Source organism: Candidatus Eisenbacteria bacterium (genome assembly GCA_030017955.1).
GTDB lineage: Bacteria > Eisenbacteria > RBG-16-71-46 > JASEGR01 > JASEGR01 > JASEGR01.
Genome location: JASEGR010000055.1, coordinates 1 through 19,900, shown reverse-complemented (window position 1 = coordinate 19,900; position 19,900 = coordinate 1). Strand labels below are relative to the sequence as shown.

General features: G+C 52.4%; 17 protein-coding genes. 1 reads left to right on the top strand and 16 read right to left on the bottom strand.

What is annotated here, in order from left to right; genetic code table 11:
- Nucleotides 1-178: 178 nt before the first annotated feature.
- The 11 genes from QME66_09540 to rsmI all read right to left on the bottom strand — a co-directional run bounded on the left by QME66_09540 (nucleotide 179) and on the right by rsmI (nucleotide 13,160).
- Nucleotides 179-3,373, bottom strand: coding sequence for a FlgD immunoglobulin-like domain containing protein (locus QME66_09540; GenBank protein ID MDI6809208.1), 3,195 nt, complete (start codon nucleotides 3,371-3,373; stop codon nucleotides 179-181).
- A 400-nt stretch (nucleotides 3,374-3,773) separates the two neighbouring features.
- A complete protein-coding gene (locus QME66_09535; GenBank protein MDI6809207.1) occupies nucleotides 3,774-4,439 on the bottom strand; it encodes an ATP-binding cassette domain-containing protein in 666 nt (221 codons plus the stop codon).
- The gene (locus QME66_09530; protein MDI6809206.1) at nucleotides 4,436-5,278 is read right to left on the bottom strand and encodes an ABC transporter ATP-binding protein; all 843 of its coding nucleotides are present in this window, start codon (nucleotides 5,276-5,278) and stop codon (nucleotides 4,436-4,438) included. Before QME66_09530 ends, QME66_09535 begins: the two co-directional genes overlap by 4 nt.
- A gap of 195 nt (nucleotides 5,279-5,473) precedes the next feature.
- Nucleotides 5,474-6,649, bottom strand: a complete 1,176-nt coding sequence (gene larC / locus QME66_09525; protein MDI6809205.1) for a nickel pincer cofactor biosynthesis protein LarC — start codon at nucleotides 6,647-6,649, stop codon at nucleotides 5,474-5,476.
- Nucleotides 6,646-7,398, bottom strand: coding sequence for a nickel pincer cofactor biosynthesis protein LarB (gene larB, locus QME66_09520; protein ID MDI6809204.1), 753 nt, complete (start codon nucleotides 7,396-7,398; stop codon nucleotides 6,646-6,648). Before larB ends, larC begins: the two co-directional genes overlap by 4 nt.
- Nucleotides 7,380-8,360 (bottom strand): tRNA dihydrouridine synthase DusB, encoded by a 981-nt coding sequence (gene dusB / locus QME66_09515; protein ID MDI6809203.1) that lies wholly within the window; start codon nucleotides 8,358-8,360, stop codon nucleotides 7,380-7,382. The genes larB and dusB overlap by 19 nt, the downstream gene beginning before the upstream one ends.
- Nucleotides 8,357-9,922 carry a S41 family peptidase gene (locus tag QME66_09510; protein ID MDI6809202.1) on the bottom strand — a complete coding sequence of 522 codons (1,566 nt, stop codon included), beginning with the start codon at nucleotides 9,920-9,922 and terminating at the stop codon, nucleotides 8,357-8,359. Before QME66_09510 ends, dusB begins: the two co-directional genes overlap by 4 nt.
- A gap of 37 nt (nucleotides 9,923-9,959) precedes the next feature.
- Nucleotides 9,960-10,670, bottom strand: coding sequence for a dTMP kinase (gene tmk, locus QME66_09505; protein MDI6809201.1), 711 nt, complete (start codon nucleotides 10,668-10,670; stop codon nucleotides 9,960-9,962).
- A gap of 64 nt (nucleotides 10,671-10,734) precedes the next feature.
- Nucleotides 10,735-11,862 (bottom strand): inositol-3-phosphate synthase, encoded by a 1,128-nt coding sequence (locus QME66_09500; protein MDI6809200.1) that lies wholly within the window; start codon nucleotides 11,860-11,862, stop codon nucleotides 10,735-10,737.
- A gap of 12 nt (nucleotides 11,863-11,874) precedes the next feature.
- On the bottom strand, nucleotides 11,875-12,471 hold the full coding sequence (locus tag QME66_09495; GenBank protein MDI6809199.1) for a CDP-alcohol phosphatidyltransferase family protein: 597 nt from the start codon (nucleotides 12,469-12,471) through the stop codon (nucleotides 11,875-11,877).
- Between the two features lie 5 nt (nucleotides 12,472-12,476).
- Nucleotides 12,477-13,160 (bottom strand): 16S rRNA (cytidine(1402)-2'-O)-methyltransferase, encoded by a 684-nt coding sequence (gene rsmI / locus QME66_09490; GenBank protein MDI6809198.1) that lies wholly within the window; start codon nucleotides 13,158-13,160, stop codon nucleotides 12,477-12,479.
- A gap of 927 nt (nucleotides 13,161-14,087) precedes the next feature.
- Between rsmI and QME66_09485 the strand changes: the two genes are divergently transcribed.
- Complete coding sequence (locus QME66_09485) at nucleotides 14,088-14,408, top strand: hypothetical protein (GenBank protein MDI6809197.1); 321 nt, start codon at nucleotides 14,088-14,090, stop codon at nucleotides 14,406-14,408.
- Nucleotides 14,409-14,457: 49 nt separating this feature from the next.
- Here QME66_09485 and QME66_09480 read toward each other — a convergent pair whose 3' ends face one another.
- The 5 genes from QME66_09480 to QME66_09460 form a co-directional block, all read right to left on the bottom strand.
- Nucleotides 14,458-16,185, bottom strand: coding sequence for a hypothetical protein (locus QME66_09480; protein ID MDI6809196.1), 1,728 nt, complete (start codon nucleotides 16,183-16,185; stop codon nucleotides 14,458-14,460).
- Nucleotides 16,186-16,225: 40 nt separating this feature from the next.
- The gene (locus QME66_09475; GenBank protein ID MDI6809195.1) at nucleotides 16,226-16,375 is read right to left on the bottom strand and encodes a hypothetical protein; all 150 of its coding nucleotides are present in this window, start codon (nucleotides 16,373-16,375) and stop codon (nucleotides 16,226-16,228) included.
- Nucleotides 16,376-16,763: 388 nt separating this feature from the next.
- Nucleotides 16,764-17,312 carry a hypothetical protein gene (locus tag QME66_09470; GenBank protein ID MDI6809194.1) on the bottom strand — a complete coding sequence of 183 codons (549 nt, stop codon included), beginning with the start codon at nucleotides 17,310-17,312 and terminating at the stop codon, nucleotides 16,764-16,766.
- Between the two features lie 73 nt (nucleotides 17,313-17,385).
- Nucleotides 17,386-18,588 carry a hypothetical protein gene (locus QME66_09465; protein MDI6809193.1) on the bottom strand — a complete coding sequence of 401 codons (1,203 nt, stop codon included), beginning with the start codon at nucleotides 18,586-18,588 and terminating at the stop codon, nucleotides 17,386-17,388.
- Nucleotides 18,588-19,445, bottom strand: coding sequence for a serine/threonine-protein kinase (locus QME66_09460; protein MDI6809192.1), 858 nt, complete (start codon nucleotides 19,443-19,445; stop codon nucleotides 18,588-18,590). Before QME66_09460 ends, QME66_09465 begins: the two co-directional genes overlap by 1 nt.
- Nucleotides 19,446-19,900: the final 455 nt, after the last annotated feature.

Genomic DNA, 19,900 nt, shown 5'->3' with positions numbered 1-19,900 from the left:
CCCAAAAGTCCGGTTTTGAACCTTAAATAGTCCGGTTTTCAACTTTCCCTAACATAGAATTTGCGACACCCGGACAGGCCTGATTCCGGGTCCGCCTCATCCCGCAGTTTGGGCAATCACCAAAAGAAAAGGGCTGGAACCGCTGAGGGTTCCAGCCCTTTCGGGCAAAGCCGAAGCGTTACTTAAGGATCACGATCTTCTTCGCAGTCTTGAAACCACCAGCGGTCTCAATCTGATAGAAGAAGACTCCTGAGCCAACCTTCACGCCTCTGTCATTCGAACCATCCCAGGTAACCGTGTGATTACCGGCCCCGAGCTTGGTGTCAACCAACGTCTTGACAAGCCTTCCAGATGCATCAAACACCCGGAGAGAAACCTTGCCCTCAGACTTCACTGCGAAGCTGATGGTCGTAGAAGGATTCATCGGGTTAGGATACGCACCCTTAAGCTCATCAACCGTACCGACGTTCACAGCGCCAGGAATCGGGGTGCCGGTATTGTACGCCAAGCAGTAGCCGTACAAGCCGCCCCATCTGACGTTGTCGCGTTCCTTGCGCTGCCAACCCTTAAGCGGGGTCGTGCAGATTCCGGTGGAATCACCGGCAGCCCAGCGATACGCACCGCCGGGGCAGTTCTTCGAAGCAACGCGCGCGACACCATGGCTGCTGAGAACCGTGCGGTAGAGAAGGTTCAGACCAACATCCCTGACTTCATTGGAAACAGCGGCCAGATGCACGGTCGGGTTCGCATCATTGAACTCAAGCTCGCCCACGCCGGTCACACTGCCTCCCTGAACGCCAATGATGTTGAACGTATTCGGACACATATTGCCTCTGACCGCATAAATCGTGTCGCCAACAACTCCTGCATGAATCTTGTTATTAGCAACAGTCGTCAGGTTCACGCAGTAGGCCGTGTTGCCACCGGTTACATAGTAGTACCTGGCAACATATGTCGCCTGCATGTAGGTATTCATGAACGCCTTCCGGGTAGCCTCAGCATTCAGGTACCTTGCAACCTCGTTACCCTGAATTGACAGGAACCTCGGTGCATCTGCAGTTGCAGCAGCAAGGAAGTTCTGGAAAAGGGTCGCATCCGTGGTCGTCATACCGTCTGTATATATGTTGTCGCAATCCAGAAGGACTGACTTGTAACCCTGGAGCTGAACAAGGGTAGCACCCTTCTCCATATTGGTTATACGGCCAATACCATCCCTCATACCCGAGGTCGGCGCCCGCTTGTCATAGCGATCCCAGTTCGTCGGAACGCATCTCAAGGCGTCTTCCATCCACCTCTGAGCTCCACGCGAATCTGCATGGTCGCAGTACAACACGCAAGGAGCTGTAGGAGGCGTAGTCTTGAACATGTACGATGGCAGAACCTCGACATCGTCTGGAAGCCCAGCGAAACCAGGCTCCTCATTCCTGAGCTCGAACGAGACGCCACTCCCTACGTAGTTGGTAGACACGTAGTAGTCAACGTGCGTACCAGGCGTGAAGAGTCCGTCTGGGAGGATATCATTGGCCTCGCCTCCCCATCTGCCGCTGGCAAGACCGTAGTTCGGGTCTGCTTCGTGGAATGCACCCATCCAGGCAGTGGTAGAGAGCGCAGCACCTCTCTGCGCAGTATCCATCCTGGCTGTATGCCAGACGTATGGAGGATAAACTCCGAACCAGGTAGCCGCAGTGTTCGTGCACGAACCCGGTATCACTCTGAAGTGCAGCCAAACCTCCATCCCTGTGAAGCCAGGGCAGGTCGTGCCGTCAACCACGAGTGTGTCGCCAAGATACATGTAAGCGGGCTGGCCACCGCCGTTAGCTATCCCTATATTGGCAGTAGATGCGCAACTAAGGGTACCATCGGTCGGGAACATATCCAGATACTTATCCCACTCCATATCCGAGACCATAGGAGCAGTCGCAAGTCCTGTGCAGCCGAACCTGGCATTGTCAAAGTATGGCGTGGTGTTGTTCACAAAGGTACAGCCAAACTTCCACGGGTCCTGACTGCAGAGGTTTATGGTCGTCATGGCTATCTGCGCACTCTCAATGCAGACCGGCATGAACGCGGAAACATCAAAGGCTCCGAGGATGCATGCCTTCGTGGCTGAGTAGTACACAGTGTTGTTGTTCCGCCATGGACTCCACCGCGGACCGAACCCGCAATCATACGGGAAATACCTCACGAACCACTGCAGGAACACATGGTCGTAGAGAGGCAGGTTCACAAATCTCTCAAACTGGAACATGTGACCTGGCAGTCCATCGCCAGCTGTTCCCTTAATGGGTATCTTAGGAGAAATAATCCAGTTCTCCTGGTTGGTCCAGTGAGGTGCAGTCGGCGGGCCGTTCGGGTCGTACATCACGACAACGCTGTCTCCCATCTGACACCATAGCGGGTCAGTCGGGATGCACGGGTCGTCAATGACAGGGTTGTAATCAAGACGGACCCAGTTGCCTGGTCCAACTGCTCCAACCCACTGCCAGCCACAAGCGCCAGCCTCAAAGTTGCAGCTGTGGATGACGCCAGCCACGGCTTCCGTGATCACGATGTTGTCAACGATGAACTCGCCGCAGGCCGTCGCATTCAGACCGTCTTCGTCTGACCAACCGCCATCAGACTCAGCACGGAACCTGAGTTCAATATTCCCCGCACCAGCAAGATACGGTCCGATATTGACAGACTCAGTACCACTGCCGGTGCCTGAATAACCACCGAGGCCGCCATTTACGGGCAGCGGTATCCAGGTCGCTCCAGCATCAACGCTGATATCGACATGGCAGGAATCGTAACCGACTTCGCTGTCGTACGCATAGTCGAACTGAAGCGTCGTGGTCGCGTCGCCACTCACGGCAATCGTGTTCTGAAAGAGCTGGTTAAAGCTATTCCCATAGCCGGCTCCAGCTGCATAGCAGAGATTGCCTCCCTCAGTAGTGGTCACGCCAGCCCAGGCTACATATGTGCCCCAAGCAGGTGGCTTCGTGCCAAAGCACGGAGTGTCGTTCAGATCATGTACTCTGAAATACACATCAGAGCTTGACAAGAAGTCCAGGCTTGTCCAACCATCGAGGTAAAGACCGCTGTGCGGTATTCCGCCCCAGCCAGCCGGGCTCCATGTCCACTTACCACCAACCGCGCCCAGTGGTCCTCCGGTACCCCCCGCTAGTACAGTCCCTCCGTACCAAACAGTCTCAGCGGCCTGCGAAGTGAAGAAATCGGGGCCGCTGAAAGCTGTTGAGGGCTCGCGCGTGAATGGATTGTCTTCCATCGCGATCTTCGCCTGGTTGACTACGTCAACAGGACGAGCAAGAGTCAGACCATTGAGTCCGACTAGCAAGCCCAAAGCAACAGTGATGAACAAAATTTTTCTCATTGTGCTACCTCCGCCGTCGCAAAGTCATGTCTAAAAGAACTCCAGTGTTGCGAACGAGGCAATTGAATCTGCTGGAAACTTACACGCCTCTGCCGAGGCCAGCCCCTCTGCAAGACGCTGCACTTCTCTGTGAGCATCCCTCCTTTCCGTTGTGTCATTAAGGAATAACTCTGGGCAGTTGTTCGTTGAACCACCTCCTTTGCTGAAGAGAAACGCATAGCAGGACAATTCGGAAAAAGCCAATAAAGAGCTCTAACTGTCCTCCGCCGGGGGGACAATGCCCTTCCTTTTCAAGCTAAAAAGATTATACCATCAGAAGTTGCCGATGTCAACATTTTTTTTCCCGGAGCAGCCTTCTGAGGCCAAAAAAGAGAATATCGTCGCGTCGATGCCCCGGCCCTCAGGGTTTACGGTGGAAATGGGCATCTCGGGACCAAGGCCATATTCTCCCTCCCTCCAAGATCACGGCCGTCCGGGTCACAGACGAAAGTCCCGGATCATGTGTCGCAAGGATGACCGCCATTCCCCTATCTCCTAGTCTTGCAATCAGATGCGCCAGATTCTTTCTCCCCTCCCAGTCCAGACCTGCGGCTGGTTCATCCAGAAGGAGAACATCGGGATGGACGGACAGACAGCTTGCAAGGGCAACTTTTCTCCTTTCTCCTCCGCTCAGGGAGAAGGGAGACAACTCAACTCTGTCCAGAGGAAAGCGGACGGACTCTGCTGCGAGTCCTACGGCCTCTTCCACCTCTTTCTTACTCTTACCGCATCTTCTGGGCCCAAATCCGATTTCTTCAAAAGCCGTCTCGGCAAAAAAAGACTGCTCTGGAAGCTGAAGCGCGAGCGAAACCACAGCGCCCGGCGAGATTTCAATTTTGCCTCTGTCTGGTTTCAGGACTCCGGCACAGAGAAGGAGAAGAGTGGTCTTGCCTGAACCGTTTCGGCCAAAGAATGACACAACCTCACCGGCGGAGACCTGAAAACTGACATTATCAAGAACCTTTCTCTCGCGCGGCGTCCCTTTTCTGTACGAAAAATTCACGTTCTCAAAGGCGACGATTTTCATATCGGGGCTCCCTCAAGGTCCGCGAGAAAAGGAAAAAGCTCCTCTCTGGTGATCCCAAGGGAAGAATGGTCCCCGAGCTTCTCAAGAAAAGCATGCGCGTTCGCATCTAGGACTATGGAGCCCTGGTCGAGCAGGAGCACTCTTTCACCGAGGAAAATGTCCGATGGGTACTGGGTTGAGAGAAGAACGCCAATCTCTCCTGCCTTCGTAAGCGAGGCAAGAATCTTCCCAAGCCGGATCCGTTCGTCCGGGTCAAGGAAGGAAGTCGGCTCGTCAAGAATGAGAAAACAGGGTCTCATGGCAAGAAGAGAAGCTATGATAACCCTCACTTTTTCTCCTGCCGAAAGCTCTGAGGGATTCGAATCGCGGAGCTCCGCCAAATTGAGAAGGGCGAGCAGTTCCTCAACGGTTTCCTTTCTGTAACTGCCAAGATTCTTTGGGCCAAAAGACACATCCTCTTCAACGGTTCTGCCTATGAGCTGGGCGTCCGGGTCATCCAAATACGCCGCCACCTTGCCTGCCACTCCATTTGTCCGGGGAAGACAGGGTTCGTGAAAACCCTCGCGATTATGCGGCTCACGAGCGGCGTCGGTTGGCAAAGTTCCTTGCCGGAGCGAGACTTCCCCCGAAGCGGGCTTTAGCAGCCCGGCAAGGATTTGGCAGAGGCTCGTCTTTCCCGAGCCATTCTTCCCAATCAAGACGCAGAACTCCCCTTTCTTGATGCTGAAGGTCAGGTTTTTCAGGATTGGAGTCTTGTGCGAACTTCCGGGAACGAGGTAGGTTATGTTCTCTGCCGTGAGGATCGCTTCGCTTGAGGTCATTCTCTTAATGGTACCCATGAGACTTGTGCCGCAAATGGAGAATGAGCGTCTCAGCGCCTGACGTAGATTTCTGAGCCGTCTCCGACCGACTTACTCCTGCCATAAGTGCGCATCTTGCTCTTCAACCCCCTCACCAACCTCTCCCCATTGGGGAGAGGATCAAGGTGAGGGGTCAGAGATTTTCGGAAAGTCGGTTCAAGGTCATCTCCGGACCTACCTGCCAGACAGCCTCATCGCCCTCGCCCTCACGGTCTCGTGAATTGCAAGGAAGCTCAATCCGTGTTCTTGGGCAGCTTTCAGGCAGTCTTCGAACTCGGGGTGAGCAGTCACTTCTCCGCCCGGTCTTCTTGCTATCTTTACTCTGATCTTTCCGAATTCCGTGTCAACAAAGATAATCTGTCTTTCAAGCTCCGCTCTTTCCTCTCTCCTCATCCGTATGCCCAGGGTTGTTGTTTCCCTAAACATGAAATCGACAAGTGACTTCTCTTTTCCCTCGTCGCAGAGAACCGTGAGGAGAATTCCCGGCCTTCCCTTTTTCATCAAGACCTGTGTGAGAAACACATCTCTCGCGCCTTTTTCAATCAGGACCTCTACCAGATGCCCGTATAGCTGAGGATTCATATCATCGATGTTCGTCTCGAGAACCGAGATTGTCTTTCTTTCCTGCACATCCTCCAACTCTCCGAGAAAAACTCTCAGCAGATTCGGGGCGGTTTTTCTCTCGGATTCACCTGCTCCGTAGCCGACCTTCTCTATCCTGATGGTCGGGGAATCGCCCCACCTCTTCACTAACTTCCTGAGTATCGAGATTCCTGTCGGCGTAACGAGCTCGCACTCACTTTCACAGAAGGCAACAGGGATTCCTTCCAGAAGCGCTGCCGTGGCCGGAGCGGGGACCGGGAGTCTTCCGTGGGCCGTGCTTACAAAACCGCTTCCCAGCGGGAGCGCCGATGAGAAAACAGTCTCGACTGCCAGACTACGAACGAAAAGCATCGCTCCTACGACATCTATAATCGAATCCAGGCCTCCGAGTTCGTGGAAATGAACCCGGGAGGGCTCGATGCCGTGGATGCGGCCCTCTACTTCGCCGAGAAGATTGAACACCTCTCTCGAATCCTGCTTCACTCCTGAGGGCAGGCCGCTTCGTTCAATGATTGAGAGAATCTCCTTGAGGTCTCTTCCCTCTCCCGTTTCAGGCGCGTCTATTCGTATCTTTGTGCCGGGAAGCCCTCCCCTTACGATTTTTTCCTTTTCGATGCCCACTCCCTCTACTCCCATCATTTTCAATCCATCGATGAGAATCTCAACCGGCGCTCCGAGCTCGACAAGAGCACCCAGAATCATGTCACCGCTTACTCCTGAGAAACAGTCAAAATACAGCGCTCTCAACTTTTGCCTCTATTTATCATGCCCGCCACGTAGCCTGCGCCAAAGCCATTGTCTATGTTCACGACAACCACATTGGAAGCGCAGCTATTGAGCATCCCGAGAAGGGCGGCCAGTCCGTTGAAGCTTGCCCCGTAACCGATGCTCGTCGGCACTGCTATGACCGGCTTCGCCACCATTCCTCCCACAACACTGGCAAGCGCGCCCTCCATGCCTGCCACCACTATTATGCAAGATGCGTCCGCGAGGACTTTGCTGTGTGAGAGGATTCTGTGCACGCCCGCAACGCCGACGTCGAAAATCGTAGTGACCTTCGCCTTCATCATGTCTGCGGCAACCTTTGCCTCTTCAGCAACGGGGATGTCCGAAGTACCCGCAGTCACGACCGCAACAAGGCCGGTCCTCCCGGCTTTTGTTCCTCTTTCTACCGTCACCGTTCTTGCGACTTCATTATGGACTGCGTCAGGGAAAACTGAAATCACACTCCGGGCGACATCGTCGTCAACTCTTGTCAGGAGAAGCTCATTACTTTCATCAAGAATTCGTTTTGCTATCTCGATGATCTGGCCTTTGCTCTTGCCCTGGCAGAATATCACTTCGGGAAAACCGCATCTGAGCGCCCTGTGGTGATCGACCGACGCAAATCCGATGTCCTCATAGGGGAACTTGCGCAGCCTTTCAACCGCTTCTTCCATCCCCAGTTCTCCGGACTTGAACCGGGAAAGAAATTCTCTTAGTTTCTGTTCGTCCAAGAATGTTCTCCGGCTGAAAACCTGCTCTCCATTTCTTCCAGGAAGCGTCCCATATGCGCAAAGCCGTCAATGCGCGATGCAGTTTCTCGAAGTGCCCTGGCAGCGGGCAGCGACTTGAGATATGAAAGAAGATGTCCCTTGAAGCAGACAAACCCCTTTCTGTCTGCGCAAAGTTCTTCGACCAGGGCGAAATGCCTGGAGAATATCGCTATTCTCTCGCATGGTTCCGGTTCAGCCGACAAGCTGCCATCGGCGAGAAAGTTCCTGATGTGCTCGAATATCCAGGGCCTTCCTACAGCTCCCTGTCCAATCATAATTCCGTCACACCCCGTTGAATCAAGAACTCTCTTTGCATCCTGCGGAGTTGATATTCCGCCGTTTGCAACTATTGGAATTCGGGCCGCAGCTTTTATGTCTCCCACGACATCCCACGTCGGCAAGGAAGTCATTCCTTCAGTGGCAAGCCTTGCGTGAACTGAGATAAGCGCGACTCCGCTTTCCTCCAGAATCTTCGCGGCCTGAAGGCCCTCCTTTCCGTCACGGCTTAATCCAATCCTGATCTTGGCCGTAACCGGAATTGACGTGGCCTGGGTCACCGCCCGCACTATCTTCGCCATTGCGTCGGGAAATCTGAGCAGGGCCGCTCCTGCCCGCTGTGAAAGAATCTTCTTCGCCGGGCATCCGAAGTTTAGATCAATGAATTCAGGGGCCTTCTCGCTCACAATCCTGGCGGCTTCGCCAAAGCTGGCTGGATTCGAGCCAAAGAGCTGGACCGCAACCGGCCGCTCCCTTTGCGTGAATTTGAGAAGACCGAGAGAGCCAGGGTTCTTGCGCGCAATGCCTTCCGCGCTGACCATTCCGGTGAAAACCCGCGAGGCGCCAGAACTGCGGCATACCGTCCTGAAAGCCGAATCAGTGTAACCGGCAAGCGGGGCAAGAAAGAGATGTCTTTCGAAACTCAGTGTCCTTTTCTTTCTTCCGCCAGCTTAAGGAGCTGGGCAAGGTTCGAGGCCCGTGAAAATAGACCCACTGCTGTCTGAAGCTGATTGTCCGCCTTCATCATTTCTCTGAATGCTGCTTCGTCACCAAAGAACCGCCTCATAATCTCGGCCCTTATCTCGAGCGCGATCCGCGCCTTCTCTCCTTCAAACTCTTTTTCATCCACCGTGAACTCTTTCTCTTTCAGGAACTGCCTGAATTCCTGGAGCACGGCATCGCCTGCCTCAAAGTCTTTTCCGATATCCTTGTGTTTTCCTCCATACCTCACTGCGAAGTCGAAGAAGTAGCCCCTTCTCCTTATCGAGTCCGAAACTTTCGGCGCTTCGCGCTCTATGACTATGTCTGGCGTAATGCCGCCGCCGCCATAGACGACTCTTCCGGCCGAGGTATGGAACATGGGCTTCTCTTTCTCGGTCTCGCTCTTTGCTTCTTCCTGGCCCTGATCGCCACCCAGGAGAGCAGTATTGTGCTCACGGTTGTTGATGAGCCGGCCGCTCGGCGTGTAGTAGTAGGCAGTGGTCAGCTTGAGGGCCTTTCCGTCCTTCAACGATTCAACCGTCTGTACAGATCCCTTGCCGAAACTCGTCATGCCGACTACAAGACCGAGATCCAAATCCTGGACGCAACCGGCGACTATCTCAGACGCGCTTGCACTTGCCTCGTTTATCAGGATGATCAGGGGGGCAGTGTAAACTTCCGGGGATGAAGAATAGTAGGTTCTGGTCTGACCCGTCGCTCTCCCCTTTGTCTCCACAACCGGCTTGCCGGCTGGAACAAATTTCTCGCTCACTTCAACTGCTTGCGTGAGGAGTCCTCCGGGATTTCCTCTGAGGTCGAGAAGAAGTCCTTTCCCGGCGTCCTTTGCCAGTTTGTTAAGCGCCTCCGTAAGCTCTTCTCCCGTGTCCTCGGAGAAGCTCGAGAGCCGCACATATCCTATCCCGCTACCCATAGAGAATGAATAGGGCACGCTCTTTAGCTTGATGATATCCCTCGTGATGGTGTAGTCGATGAGCTCAGGATCTCCCTCTCTCCTCACGCTGAAGGTGACCCTTGTTCCTTTGGGTCCTCTTAGTTTGCTGAGGATGTCATCCATCGACATCTTGTAGGTGTTCTTTCCCTCGATCCTCTCTATCCTGTCGCCTGACTGTATTCCCATGCTGTAGGCAGGAGTCCCTTCCATCGGTGAGATAACCGTAGGGTAGCCGTCTCTTACCCATATCGAGATTCCGAGCCCGCCGTAGCTTCCCTGAGTCATGTCCCTGAGCTCGCCGTATTGCTTCACGTCAAGATACTGAGAATGCGGGTCGAGCTCCCTGAGCATGCCGTCAATCGCCCCGCGAATGAGTTTTGCTGTGTCAACCTCCTCAGCGTAGTGAGCCTTGACCTTGGAGAGCACTTCAACAAAGAGATTCAGCTCCTGATAGGTGTTCTCGCCGGAGACCTGGACCTTTCCGAAAGCCCACCCGCCGATGATGAGCCCAATGATCAATCCAATCACGGCGCCCCTGTTTCGCTTGAACAACATTACGCACCTCCGGTTCATATCGCTTATGGTCATGGCCTCATCCTCTCCCCTTGGGGAGAGGGTAGGGTGAGGGGGATGTTTCATCCTCTCCCCTTGGGGAGAGGGCAGGGTGAGGGGAACGCTTCTGGGAAAGCACCTCTTCTACTTCATCTATTATCATCTCGTGGATTTTCTCTCTTGGGAGAAGCCCGTTGATTACTGTTATCCTCTGCTTCTCCATTTTTGCCAGTCTCAAATAACCCTTTCTGACTCTATTGTAGAAGACAATCTTCTCGTTCTCCATCCGGTCGGGAATTCTTCTCCGCCCCAGCACCCTCTTCAACCCTATGTCCGGCGGCACATCAAGCAGGAAAGTCAGATTCGGTCTGACGCCGCCCGTGGCCAGTGAATTCAGCCTCCTCGTCTTATCAAACCCTATCCCCCTCCCGACGCCCTGGTATGCCACCGACGCATCCGCATGCCTGTCGCAAATAACGATCCCGCCGCCCGCAAGCGTCGGCTTGACTAATTCTCGCATATGTTGGGCCCGGTCGGCAAGATAGAGGAAGAGCTCAGCCAGCGGGGCCAGTTTCGAGTTCCGTGGGTCCAGGAGAATCCTCCTGATCTGCGCCGTGATTCCCGCCCCGCCCGGTTCCCTTGTGAGAACGACCGTCCTGAATCTTTTCTTGAGGTATTTATGGAGCAGTCGTGCCTGGGTCGTCTTGCCGCAGCCCTCAATGCCTTCGAAAGTGATGAAGATTCCCGGCACAAGTCCTACTTTCTCTGTGTTTTGCTATGTCTTGCTCCGTCGTGTTGGGTCTTGTTGCGTTTGCCTACCCCTTCCTGCGTTTGCGAGCTTTCTTCCTGTCTGCCTTGCCCATCCCCTTCCTTCCATGCTTCGTTATGAAGTCTTCGACCATCTGTCTTGCTTCCTCATCAGTATATTGAACAGGGGGCGACTTCATGAAATACGCGGACGGCCCCTTGAGAGTTCCCGAAAGCCCGGCATCTTTGGCAAGCTTGCAGCATCTGACCGCATCTATTATCACACCTGCGGAATTGGGCGAATCCCAGACCTCAAGCTTGAGCTCAACGTTGAGGGGCACATTCCCGAAAGTCGTTCCTTCCATTCTTATATACGCCCACTTCCTGTCACTCAGCCATTCCACGTAGTCGCTGGGACCTATGTGCACATTTGCGCGGCCGAGGTCGTAGTCAAGCTGAGAGGTGACGGCGTTTGTCTTCGAAATCTTCTTCGATTCGAGCCTCGAACGCTCCAGCATGTTCAGAAAGTCGGTATTGCCGCCGACGTTCAACTGGCTCGTGCGCTCCAGCTTGACGCCCCTTTCTCTGAAGAGCCGCGTGAGCACACGGTGAACTATGGTCGCACCGACCTGGGATTTGATGTCATCGCCAATCATGGGGAGCCCGCGTTTCTCAAATCTCTTTTGCCAGTATCTTTCGCGGGCAATGAACACCGGTATGGCATTTACGAACCCGCAGCCGGCCTCGAGAATCTGCTCCACATACCACTTAGTGGCCTCTTCAGAACCGACAGGCAGATAGTTGACGACTACGTCCGTCTGCGAATCTTTGAGGAGTTTGACTATGTCCGCAGTCGAGCCGGGCGCTTTCTGAATTATCTGCGACAGGTATTTGCCCAGCCCGTCATGCAGCATCCCTCTTTCGACCTTCACTCCCATGTGCGGCACATCACAAAATCTAAAAGTATTGTTCGGCCACTGGTAGATGGCATCCCTCATGTCTTTGCCGACCTTGTTCTTGTCAATGTCGATTGCAGCGCTGAACTCGATGTCGCGAATGTGATAACCGCCAAGGTTGACGTGCATGAGGCCGGGAATGAACTCGTCCTCTCGCGCATTCTTGTAGTAGTGCACTCCCTGAATGAAAGAAGATGCACAGTTACCCACGCCTATTATTGCGACCCTGACTTTTGGCATTGCTGAACCCCCTTATCTGCTTGGACGCTCCATCTTCGTATAGACATGGTAGATTCTATGCAGAGCAGTGATGTGAGTAAGAAGCGCCAGTATCAAAAGACCGGCAGCCAGCGCCGTATGACCGAGTAGCGAACAGATGATCAAAACAGCCAACCGTTCAGGACGCTCCATGAAGCCGACGGTGCAGGTTTCACCGAGCCCTTCTGCTCTTGCTCTAACGTAGCTGATTAGGAATGAACCGACAAGCGCAATAAGAACTAAGGCGACTCCCAACTCAGAGCCGCTCTTGGCATAATGAACTCCGAGTCCGAAGAAAACCGCCCCTTCGGAATATCTGTCAAGTGATGAGTCAAGAAAGGCGCCAGAATTCTTCACGGACGAAGTCAGCCTTGCCATCATGCCGTCGATAATATCGCTGAGTCCCGCGAGAAGTAAGAAGAGGCCGGCGATCCTGACACTGCCGCTGATGAAATAACCGGCGGAGATAAGCGCAAAAATGAAGCCGCCGACGGTCATCCAGTTTGGACGCACCTTCAGGGCGACAAGAAACCTGGCAAGAGGTTCAAGTGACTTCCTCGCCGATTCCTTTACAGATTTCCTGGAAGTCATGCGAATCAGCCTTCCTCCCGCTTGCCCTCAACGACCAGCACGAACTCTCCCCTTGGCTTTCCTTGCGAAGCCCGCGTAAGGCATTCGTCCAGAGTTCCTCTGACGACTTCTTCAAACTTCTTTGTGAGCTCCCTACAGATGGCGATTCTTCTATTGCCGAAGCATGTCCTCAAATCCCCCAGCGTCTGAAGAAGCCTGTGCGGTGATTCGAAGAAGGCCATCGTTCGTTCCTCACAGGAGAGAGATTCGAGCATTCTCAGTCTGGCTTCCTTCTTCCGCGGAAGGAATCCCTCAAAGGCGAATCGATGATTCGGAAGCCCGGCGGCCTCGACCGCGCAGATGAGACTGGAGGCGCCCGGAACCGGCACAATCTGGATATTCTTTTCGATCGCCTGCCTGGTTATTTCAAAGGCCGGGTCTGAGATGCCCGGATTCCCGGCATCGGAAACCACGGCAACGTTCTCTCCGTCCAGCATTCTCTGAACAAGCTCCCTCGCCCGTTCCCGCTTGTTGAATTCATGGTAACTCACCGTCTTGTTCGAGATACCATGCCGGACGAGGAGCGTCCTGGTCTTCCTCGTGTCCTCGCAAGCTATCACGTCGGCTTCCCTGAGCAATCTAAGAGCCCTCAGCGTGATGTCTTCCAGGTTGCCGATTGGGGTTCCAACGAGATAAAGCTTCCCGGCCACTTGACGAGGTTCCATCCTCTGGAAAAGAGATGAGTAACGTAACCGCCACTTTACCACAGGTGAGGAGGAATTGCAAACAAGTCCACACCCGGGCGTTATCACGCCCTTCGTTCGCCTACCTGCGGAGGCAATTCTACTTGATTCGGTCGGGTCGAACTTGCGGGACGAGAGCCGAGTGCTGCCATGGCTGCGACATCTACTCGGACGACACGAGACATAACCAGGCTCTGTTTAGGGAAATTGCCACCGGAATATCGGAAGTGGGCACAGCGTCGAGTGCGTCGACGGCCAGCGCCAGCGCAAGCCTTTTTCTTCCAGACCTTGGTCAGGGGGTGTATGGGTATTCTCTTACGCCGAGCTCAAATCCAATCGAATTGCGACGGCGACAATTCAATATCTTACGCGGCCGCTCGAGCTACTGCCTACTATCCGGGGAGACTGTGTTCAGCTCGACATACAAGTGAAGATAGGCGGTTCGCCGGAGACTGCTTGTGGCAAGAAAGACAGTAGGCTAAAACTCGGGTTCATGCTCACACCTTAGGTTCGGAATGCCGTGGCTTTCCCAAGCCTAAGTTAATCGTTTCTTCATGACCTCGATCGAGTTGTCGGATGTCTGTTTGCGCTGGGCAGTCTCTTCCGGCGGTCAGAACTTCCTCCTACGATGATCATGGTTGGGTTCACTGTAAACCATTGGGGGAGCAAGTCCGTCCGGACCAGTTTCAGAAAAAAGCCAGACATGTCGCACTGCTAATATCGCCAAGCCAGCCACATCGCGCTAGAAATCACCTTTCGCCTCGCTGGCGAAAGAAGTCGGCCGCAGAACAATTCACTCAAGCTTTGTCTCTGATAGACGAAATCAAAGTAGGACTAAGAATTCGGGGTACACATGCTTCTTCCGGTGTATAGGTGTATAATTGTGAAGGGAACATGATGGTAGATAAATCTCTCGTCTTAAAGATGTCCTTCTTGACCGGCGCGCTCTTGTTCTCATTCATCAGTTTGATTGCTCTCAAAGCCCACAGATACCCGCGCTACCGTTCCACCCTAAGCCGGAAGTTTCTGAAGGCCTTGATAGTAATCTCATCTGTTTTTGCTGTGCTATTTCTTCCACTGGTGTTTGTTCAAGTGGTAGTCAGGGGCTTGCCGATTTCTCAATACTGGCAAGATCTTCTCTTTGTTCTTGACCTGGCAGTCTCTGTTGTAGTATTGCTTATCTACAGGAAGGTCTTTTCCGACCGTATTGGCTAACACAGCAAATCCGCTGGAATCTCTGGACTTTCGCCGGATCTCTCATACTCTAGATTTTACAGATAGTTGCCGCATGCTTTATGAGAAGAGGATCTTTGGCGAGCTCTACTATGTCCCCGCCGAGCCCTGCATAGGATTCGATGAGATAGCTTCTTCGCATTTCTTCGAGCTGCTCCATAATTCCGGGTTGATCTCTTTGAAGTAAGTCAGGCTCGAGCAAGAATTCATCAGTGCGCGCAAGATGCGTGAATATGATCCGCGAATTAAACGTCTCGCGCTGCTTCCTAGCTTTAAGACACAACCGAAGATGACAAGAAACAAGATAATAGAGTCTCTTGTTTGCACGTTTGTTAATAAGGGCGAGCGCCGACCTGAGATAGTACTCTGCTCGATAATAGTTTCTTGAGGCTATCATGAAAAGTAGGGCTAGGTGGAATCTTGCCGCCGCATTTGTCGCACTCGCAGATGCCAAGCATTGTAATGCTTCACGGTACTCTCCGAGCAACATATGTATGAATCCTCTTGTATCCATTAAGTTGCCGATGTACTGTGGTTCTCTCGCGTACTTGAAGGCTCGCTTCAGGAATATTTCAGCGTTCTTGGCTGTTTTTCGAATATATTCTGCATCATCTCGACGTTCCATCAGGGCCTGCTCACACAAGAAGTAAGCCTTGTTGTTCAGGGCTAGTGAACAAGTCTCCCCACCTTCCATGGCCAACACTTGATCGTTCAAACTCACAGCATTTGCTAGCTCGCCTTTGACATAGTAGATGTAAACCAGAGTTAACATGTGAAGCGGACTCGCACACGCTCTTTTCGCCCAAATCGCTTGATTCAGAATTGCTTCCGCGTTCTGAACCTCCCCTGTGTTCAGCAATGCCAGAGCCTTCAGGCTAGTAAGGCTAGCCGACGGCTCTGTGACATATCCGCGCTCATATTGATTAACCTCACATATCACTCGTTCGTATTTCTTTCGTCTGAAATAAATTCGACATTTCATCTTGGCCAGTTCTTTCTCGGTTGTTTTCTTTTTGGAGAGAAATCGATAATATGCGTAAACGATCTGCGCCACTATGATAGGCCCCTCTCTGAATAACCTGCAGATTCGGCCTCTCGGTTGCACAGTGAAAGCATCCTCGAATAACTTATTGTCCCTTTTGACAAGTGATTCCAGGGCAATACTTACACGGATGCGATGCACTCCAAGTCCGAGTGAGCCGGATACGAGGAAAAATGAAGCAGTAGTTGTGACTGAATTCGGCAAATAGAGAATAAGAATGAGAGCAAAGGAAAATGTGAACATCAAAAACACTAGAAACTTGGATAATTCTGGTTCAGATCTGAGTCGGACAATTGTTTTTGAAGACAACAAGATTCCAAGAATTGTGCCTAGCATGCCGCCAAGAAGAATTGAAATACTAATGTATGTCCAGCCGTAATTTGACAAACTGCCCGTACGCAATAGCAGTAAACCGAGTGCGCTCGGAAGAAGCACAAGGGACAGGAAGACATTTTTCCGCTTTTGAACCGCCAGGAGCAATCTCACGAGATACACATAGAGTTGCGGACTTCCGGTCTCAAAAAGAAGCAAGAATATTGTCATACAGATCGGGAAACCAAACGCGACAGCTTTGAACGCGAGCAGCGTATCATCAAAATGAAAAACCAATCCGCGGTAAAGACATATCATTAGCAGATAGATTGAGACAAACGCCAGTAGGAATCGCTTAAACCTCTCTAGCTCCACTCGAAGCGAATCCTGTGAAAGCCTCGGCACAGGTCTGCCTCCTTCGGATTCTGAACAAAGAAGAACGGTATTAGTTTGGGGCTACTTTCTCATCTGGGGCCCAGGATCTGGTGCCTTTCGCTGCGATTCTCAATAGACCAAGGAGGACATTCAGCAGTACGAGGAAAGCCGTGAAGAGAATCGCATAGATTGAGGTAATGAAGAAGACTGAAAGCATCAATTGGTAGATCTCCCTCGTCCCCCGAGGTGGCTGCTTCCGATAAAGTCTCACGCAGTGCCAGATGAACAACAATATGACAAAAACATGCAAGAGCCGAAATTCTACGAGATAAAGTAACGTTTCGAAATCTCCATATAATACCTGCCACCAGTGCATCCCAAGGCAGAATAATCTAACCCAAGTATATTCGTCAAGCACTCTTTACAAGTGCCCAATGATCGGGGAGTTCATCAGTCTTTGGATGCTCGTTCTGAATGGAGGACATCTTTTCGTTCAAGTAGGGACACTCGAGTGCCTTTTCGCTTCTATCCCTGGTCACGGACCTGAATAGCGTTCCTTTCCGTTCTTGACTACTCTCCCAGCTATCTTTAGATCGTAGCGTAACAAGCTAGCTATTGATTTCTAATTGTGCATGGCGTATAAATCGTGTATGTCGCGTGCAAGTGCAATCCGAGTGCCCAGAGCCCACTTCCGTCATCCGGAACGAAATCTGCCCCACAGAATACGGCGAATCCCAACTCGTGAAGATCGGTTCACTATTTGGTTTGCCCGGGCCTATCTTGAGCAGGGACGGCGGATTCATCGTAGAACTCGAAAAATCAAGTGTGCATACGCCAGGCAGGTAGTCGTCAACGGGTGCGGAATTGCCGACCTCGTCGTTGTAGCTTGGCCAGCGCGCAATCGAATGCATCATCGTGGCACCATAGAGGAGTTCGTCACAGCAGCTCATCCAACCATCCGAGCATTTGAAATCAAGCTTGATAACTGGCGAAAAGGAATGATTCAGGCGCATCGGTATCGGTACTATGCAAATGCAGCAATCCTGGTATTGCCGGTCAACAAGTGTTCCATAGCTCTTCGATACCTTGAGACCTTTCGCCGCATTCACGTGGGTCTCTGGGGGTTTGATCCCCTGACCAAGCAGATATTTCCTCATTACACCCCACGTCCTTCGGCAGCAAAAGGAGTCAAACATCAGAATCGGTCGCTGCTAGTCATAGCTAGGGCCTCTAGATCTCTGCCAATTCTCGAAATATCCTGACGCTCTCGTTCAGGGTTTGCAGGTACTCTATGTTTGCCTCATAGCCCTCAGAGAATCCATTCAACCGCAGTTCCTCGTAACATTCCACCGCTCGGGAAACATGGTTGTCGAATCTTTCAAGGTCATCGTTGAGGTTGCCAGTTATCAATTCGGCATTGAGAGCACCTAGCGCCTGCCAAGACTGCAAAGCCTCTTCCGTACGGTTTGGATCTCCTCCCTCATAGAAACGGTCGGAAGTAAGTCCATTCATGATGGACCCGACTATCTCAACATATGCTTCTAGCCGATTGATTGTAATTCTGTTCAACAGGCTCTTGCTGAAGTAGCGGACGATCGGTAGTTGTCCCCCAGCCTGTCCCTTGATGTAACGCCCCATCGAGAATACCTGCAGGTTTGACCACCATCCCGTGGCGCCAGCATGACCTCGAGTGATTCCGAGAAGTGGCGTGAGAATATCGGAGCAGCCGTTAATGGTCCTGAATCCATTTAGCGCCAGAGTATAATTGAGCATCATCCAACCGCCGATCACTTCCGGCACCATTATTTCGGACCGGGAGGTGCCGAGGCGCGCGTCGGTCGGTCCAGATCCCACCAAAATATATACTCCCTCGGGCGCTGGCTCGACGGCCGTCAATGCGTTGAGGAAGCTCACATACTCATTCCGATTGATCATCGCGTCCTTGGAAACAGCGATAGTCGTATAGACGGGCAATGTGACCCCCATCTGTGCTGCAACTATCTGAGCTCTACTCACAAACGCGATAGATATTGCGGCTTCAATTGAGTCGAAAGAGTTGCTTACATAAATGTTTGGCGCGATAAGAAGCGAGCAGTCAAGGTCCATCTGCACTCGAAAGGCTTGCTGCAACGTCTCATCAACACTCGCGGTGCCGACAAGAAGGTCATTCCGGCGTCTCTGAACAAAATGTGGCCACTGGTCCAAATACCGCAACTGAGCGTTGGGTGTGCCTACAAAGCTAATCGCATAAAACTCCGGGTCCAAGATTATGTCAATCTGTGGATTCAAGACCCTCAAACCAGCGATCATCTCGCGTGCAGATGCCTGCAACGTAAACCGTGGACTGATAATCACGCCGTCGATAAAACGGTCCTCGGCTGCCCGACGCATTTTATCTGCCGGAGCGTGACCGTGTTGGGCATAGAGTTTCATCACAGTTCCCCCAGCGTCTTGATAGCAACGTCAATGTTTGAAGGGCGGAGAGCGGGCTTCTTCCGAATCATTTGGTCGACTAGTTCGCAAAACTGAAACGGAAGATCCGGCCGATGCTCAGAGAGAGCCTTGGGCTTCATGTATGCAATGCGGTGTAACGTGGTAAAGTCATTCTCTGCTCTGCGTGCGATGGGATGGGTCGCTGCAGCATATTCGTAGACGGTGACCGCTGCCGAATACAGGTCACTTCTATAGTCAAGCATCTCACGAAAGCGGGGTTCGAACATCTCAGGTGCCATGTATGGCAAGGTCCCTTGTCGCATTTCCGGGTTAATGGTGATGGCTGTGCTGTGAAGCTTGAAGGCAATTCCCAGATCAAGCACTACATACGGTCGTCCCGGTACATCAGTGGCAATCACATTTCCAGGCTTGATGTCACGGTGGATCAGTCCGCGTGCCCTAAGTTCTCTAATCACCTCCAACAGACAACGAAACAGCGACCTGCACTGTTCAAAAGTCGGTCTTCCGGCTGATTGAATCAGAGAATGAAGAGTCGACCCTTCCAAGAATTCTTCGCTGTAGACGACGTATTCATGTCCCCCCATTACGGAGGATCGCGGAGTCAAAGACCCAAGCTTAACCAGATACGGCGATTCACACATCCTTAGAGATTCGATTTCGCGTCTTACCCGGCCGAGAATCTCTGAATGAGCCTCCGGTTCATCTTCCTCTCTCGGGATGAAAATCACCTTCAAGGCCTCCTTCGTCCCAGCAATGAAGGCTTCATATACAGCCTTGAACCCCCCCGAAGTGATGAAGCGGATAGCTTCTGCCTCGGATATCATTGTTTCTAACACGGTTGCATCAGGTATATTTTGCATCATTCATCGACCCAATCGGGCTCCCGAGAGTGTATGATCCCTTCCGAATCCCATAGGGTTCCGTTGTTCACGCTCGAGAGATGCAGCAAACCATGCCGTTACGGAGCCGGCAGTTGTCCCGAACGGTTGCCTGCAACGGTCATCATTGGTTGGAGGAGAAAACAGAAGGGTCGTCAAAGTCATTCTCGCTTGTCCCCAGCCTCTCAGCAGCGAATTCTGACGTTCTGGAAGCCGTACAGTCCGGACTCGGTTTCAAACAGCGCGTGTCACGCGATATACTTAATTGTTGTCCATGCTGTGGTCCTTATCCTGTGTCCCTTTTCCCCCTTCTCTCTCCCCTACCTTTCGGCCAAAGCGAACAGACCACTAATCTGGTTGTTCAGCGACAATTAGAATTCCCGGCGTGTTGCCTCATTAGAGAATGTTACCAG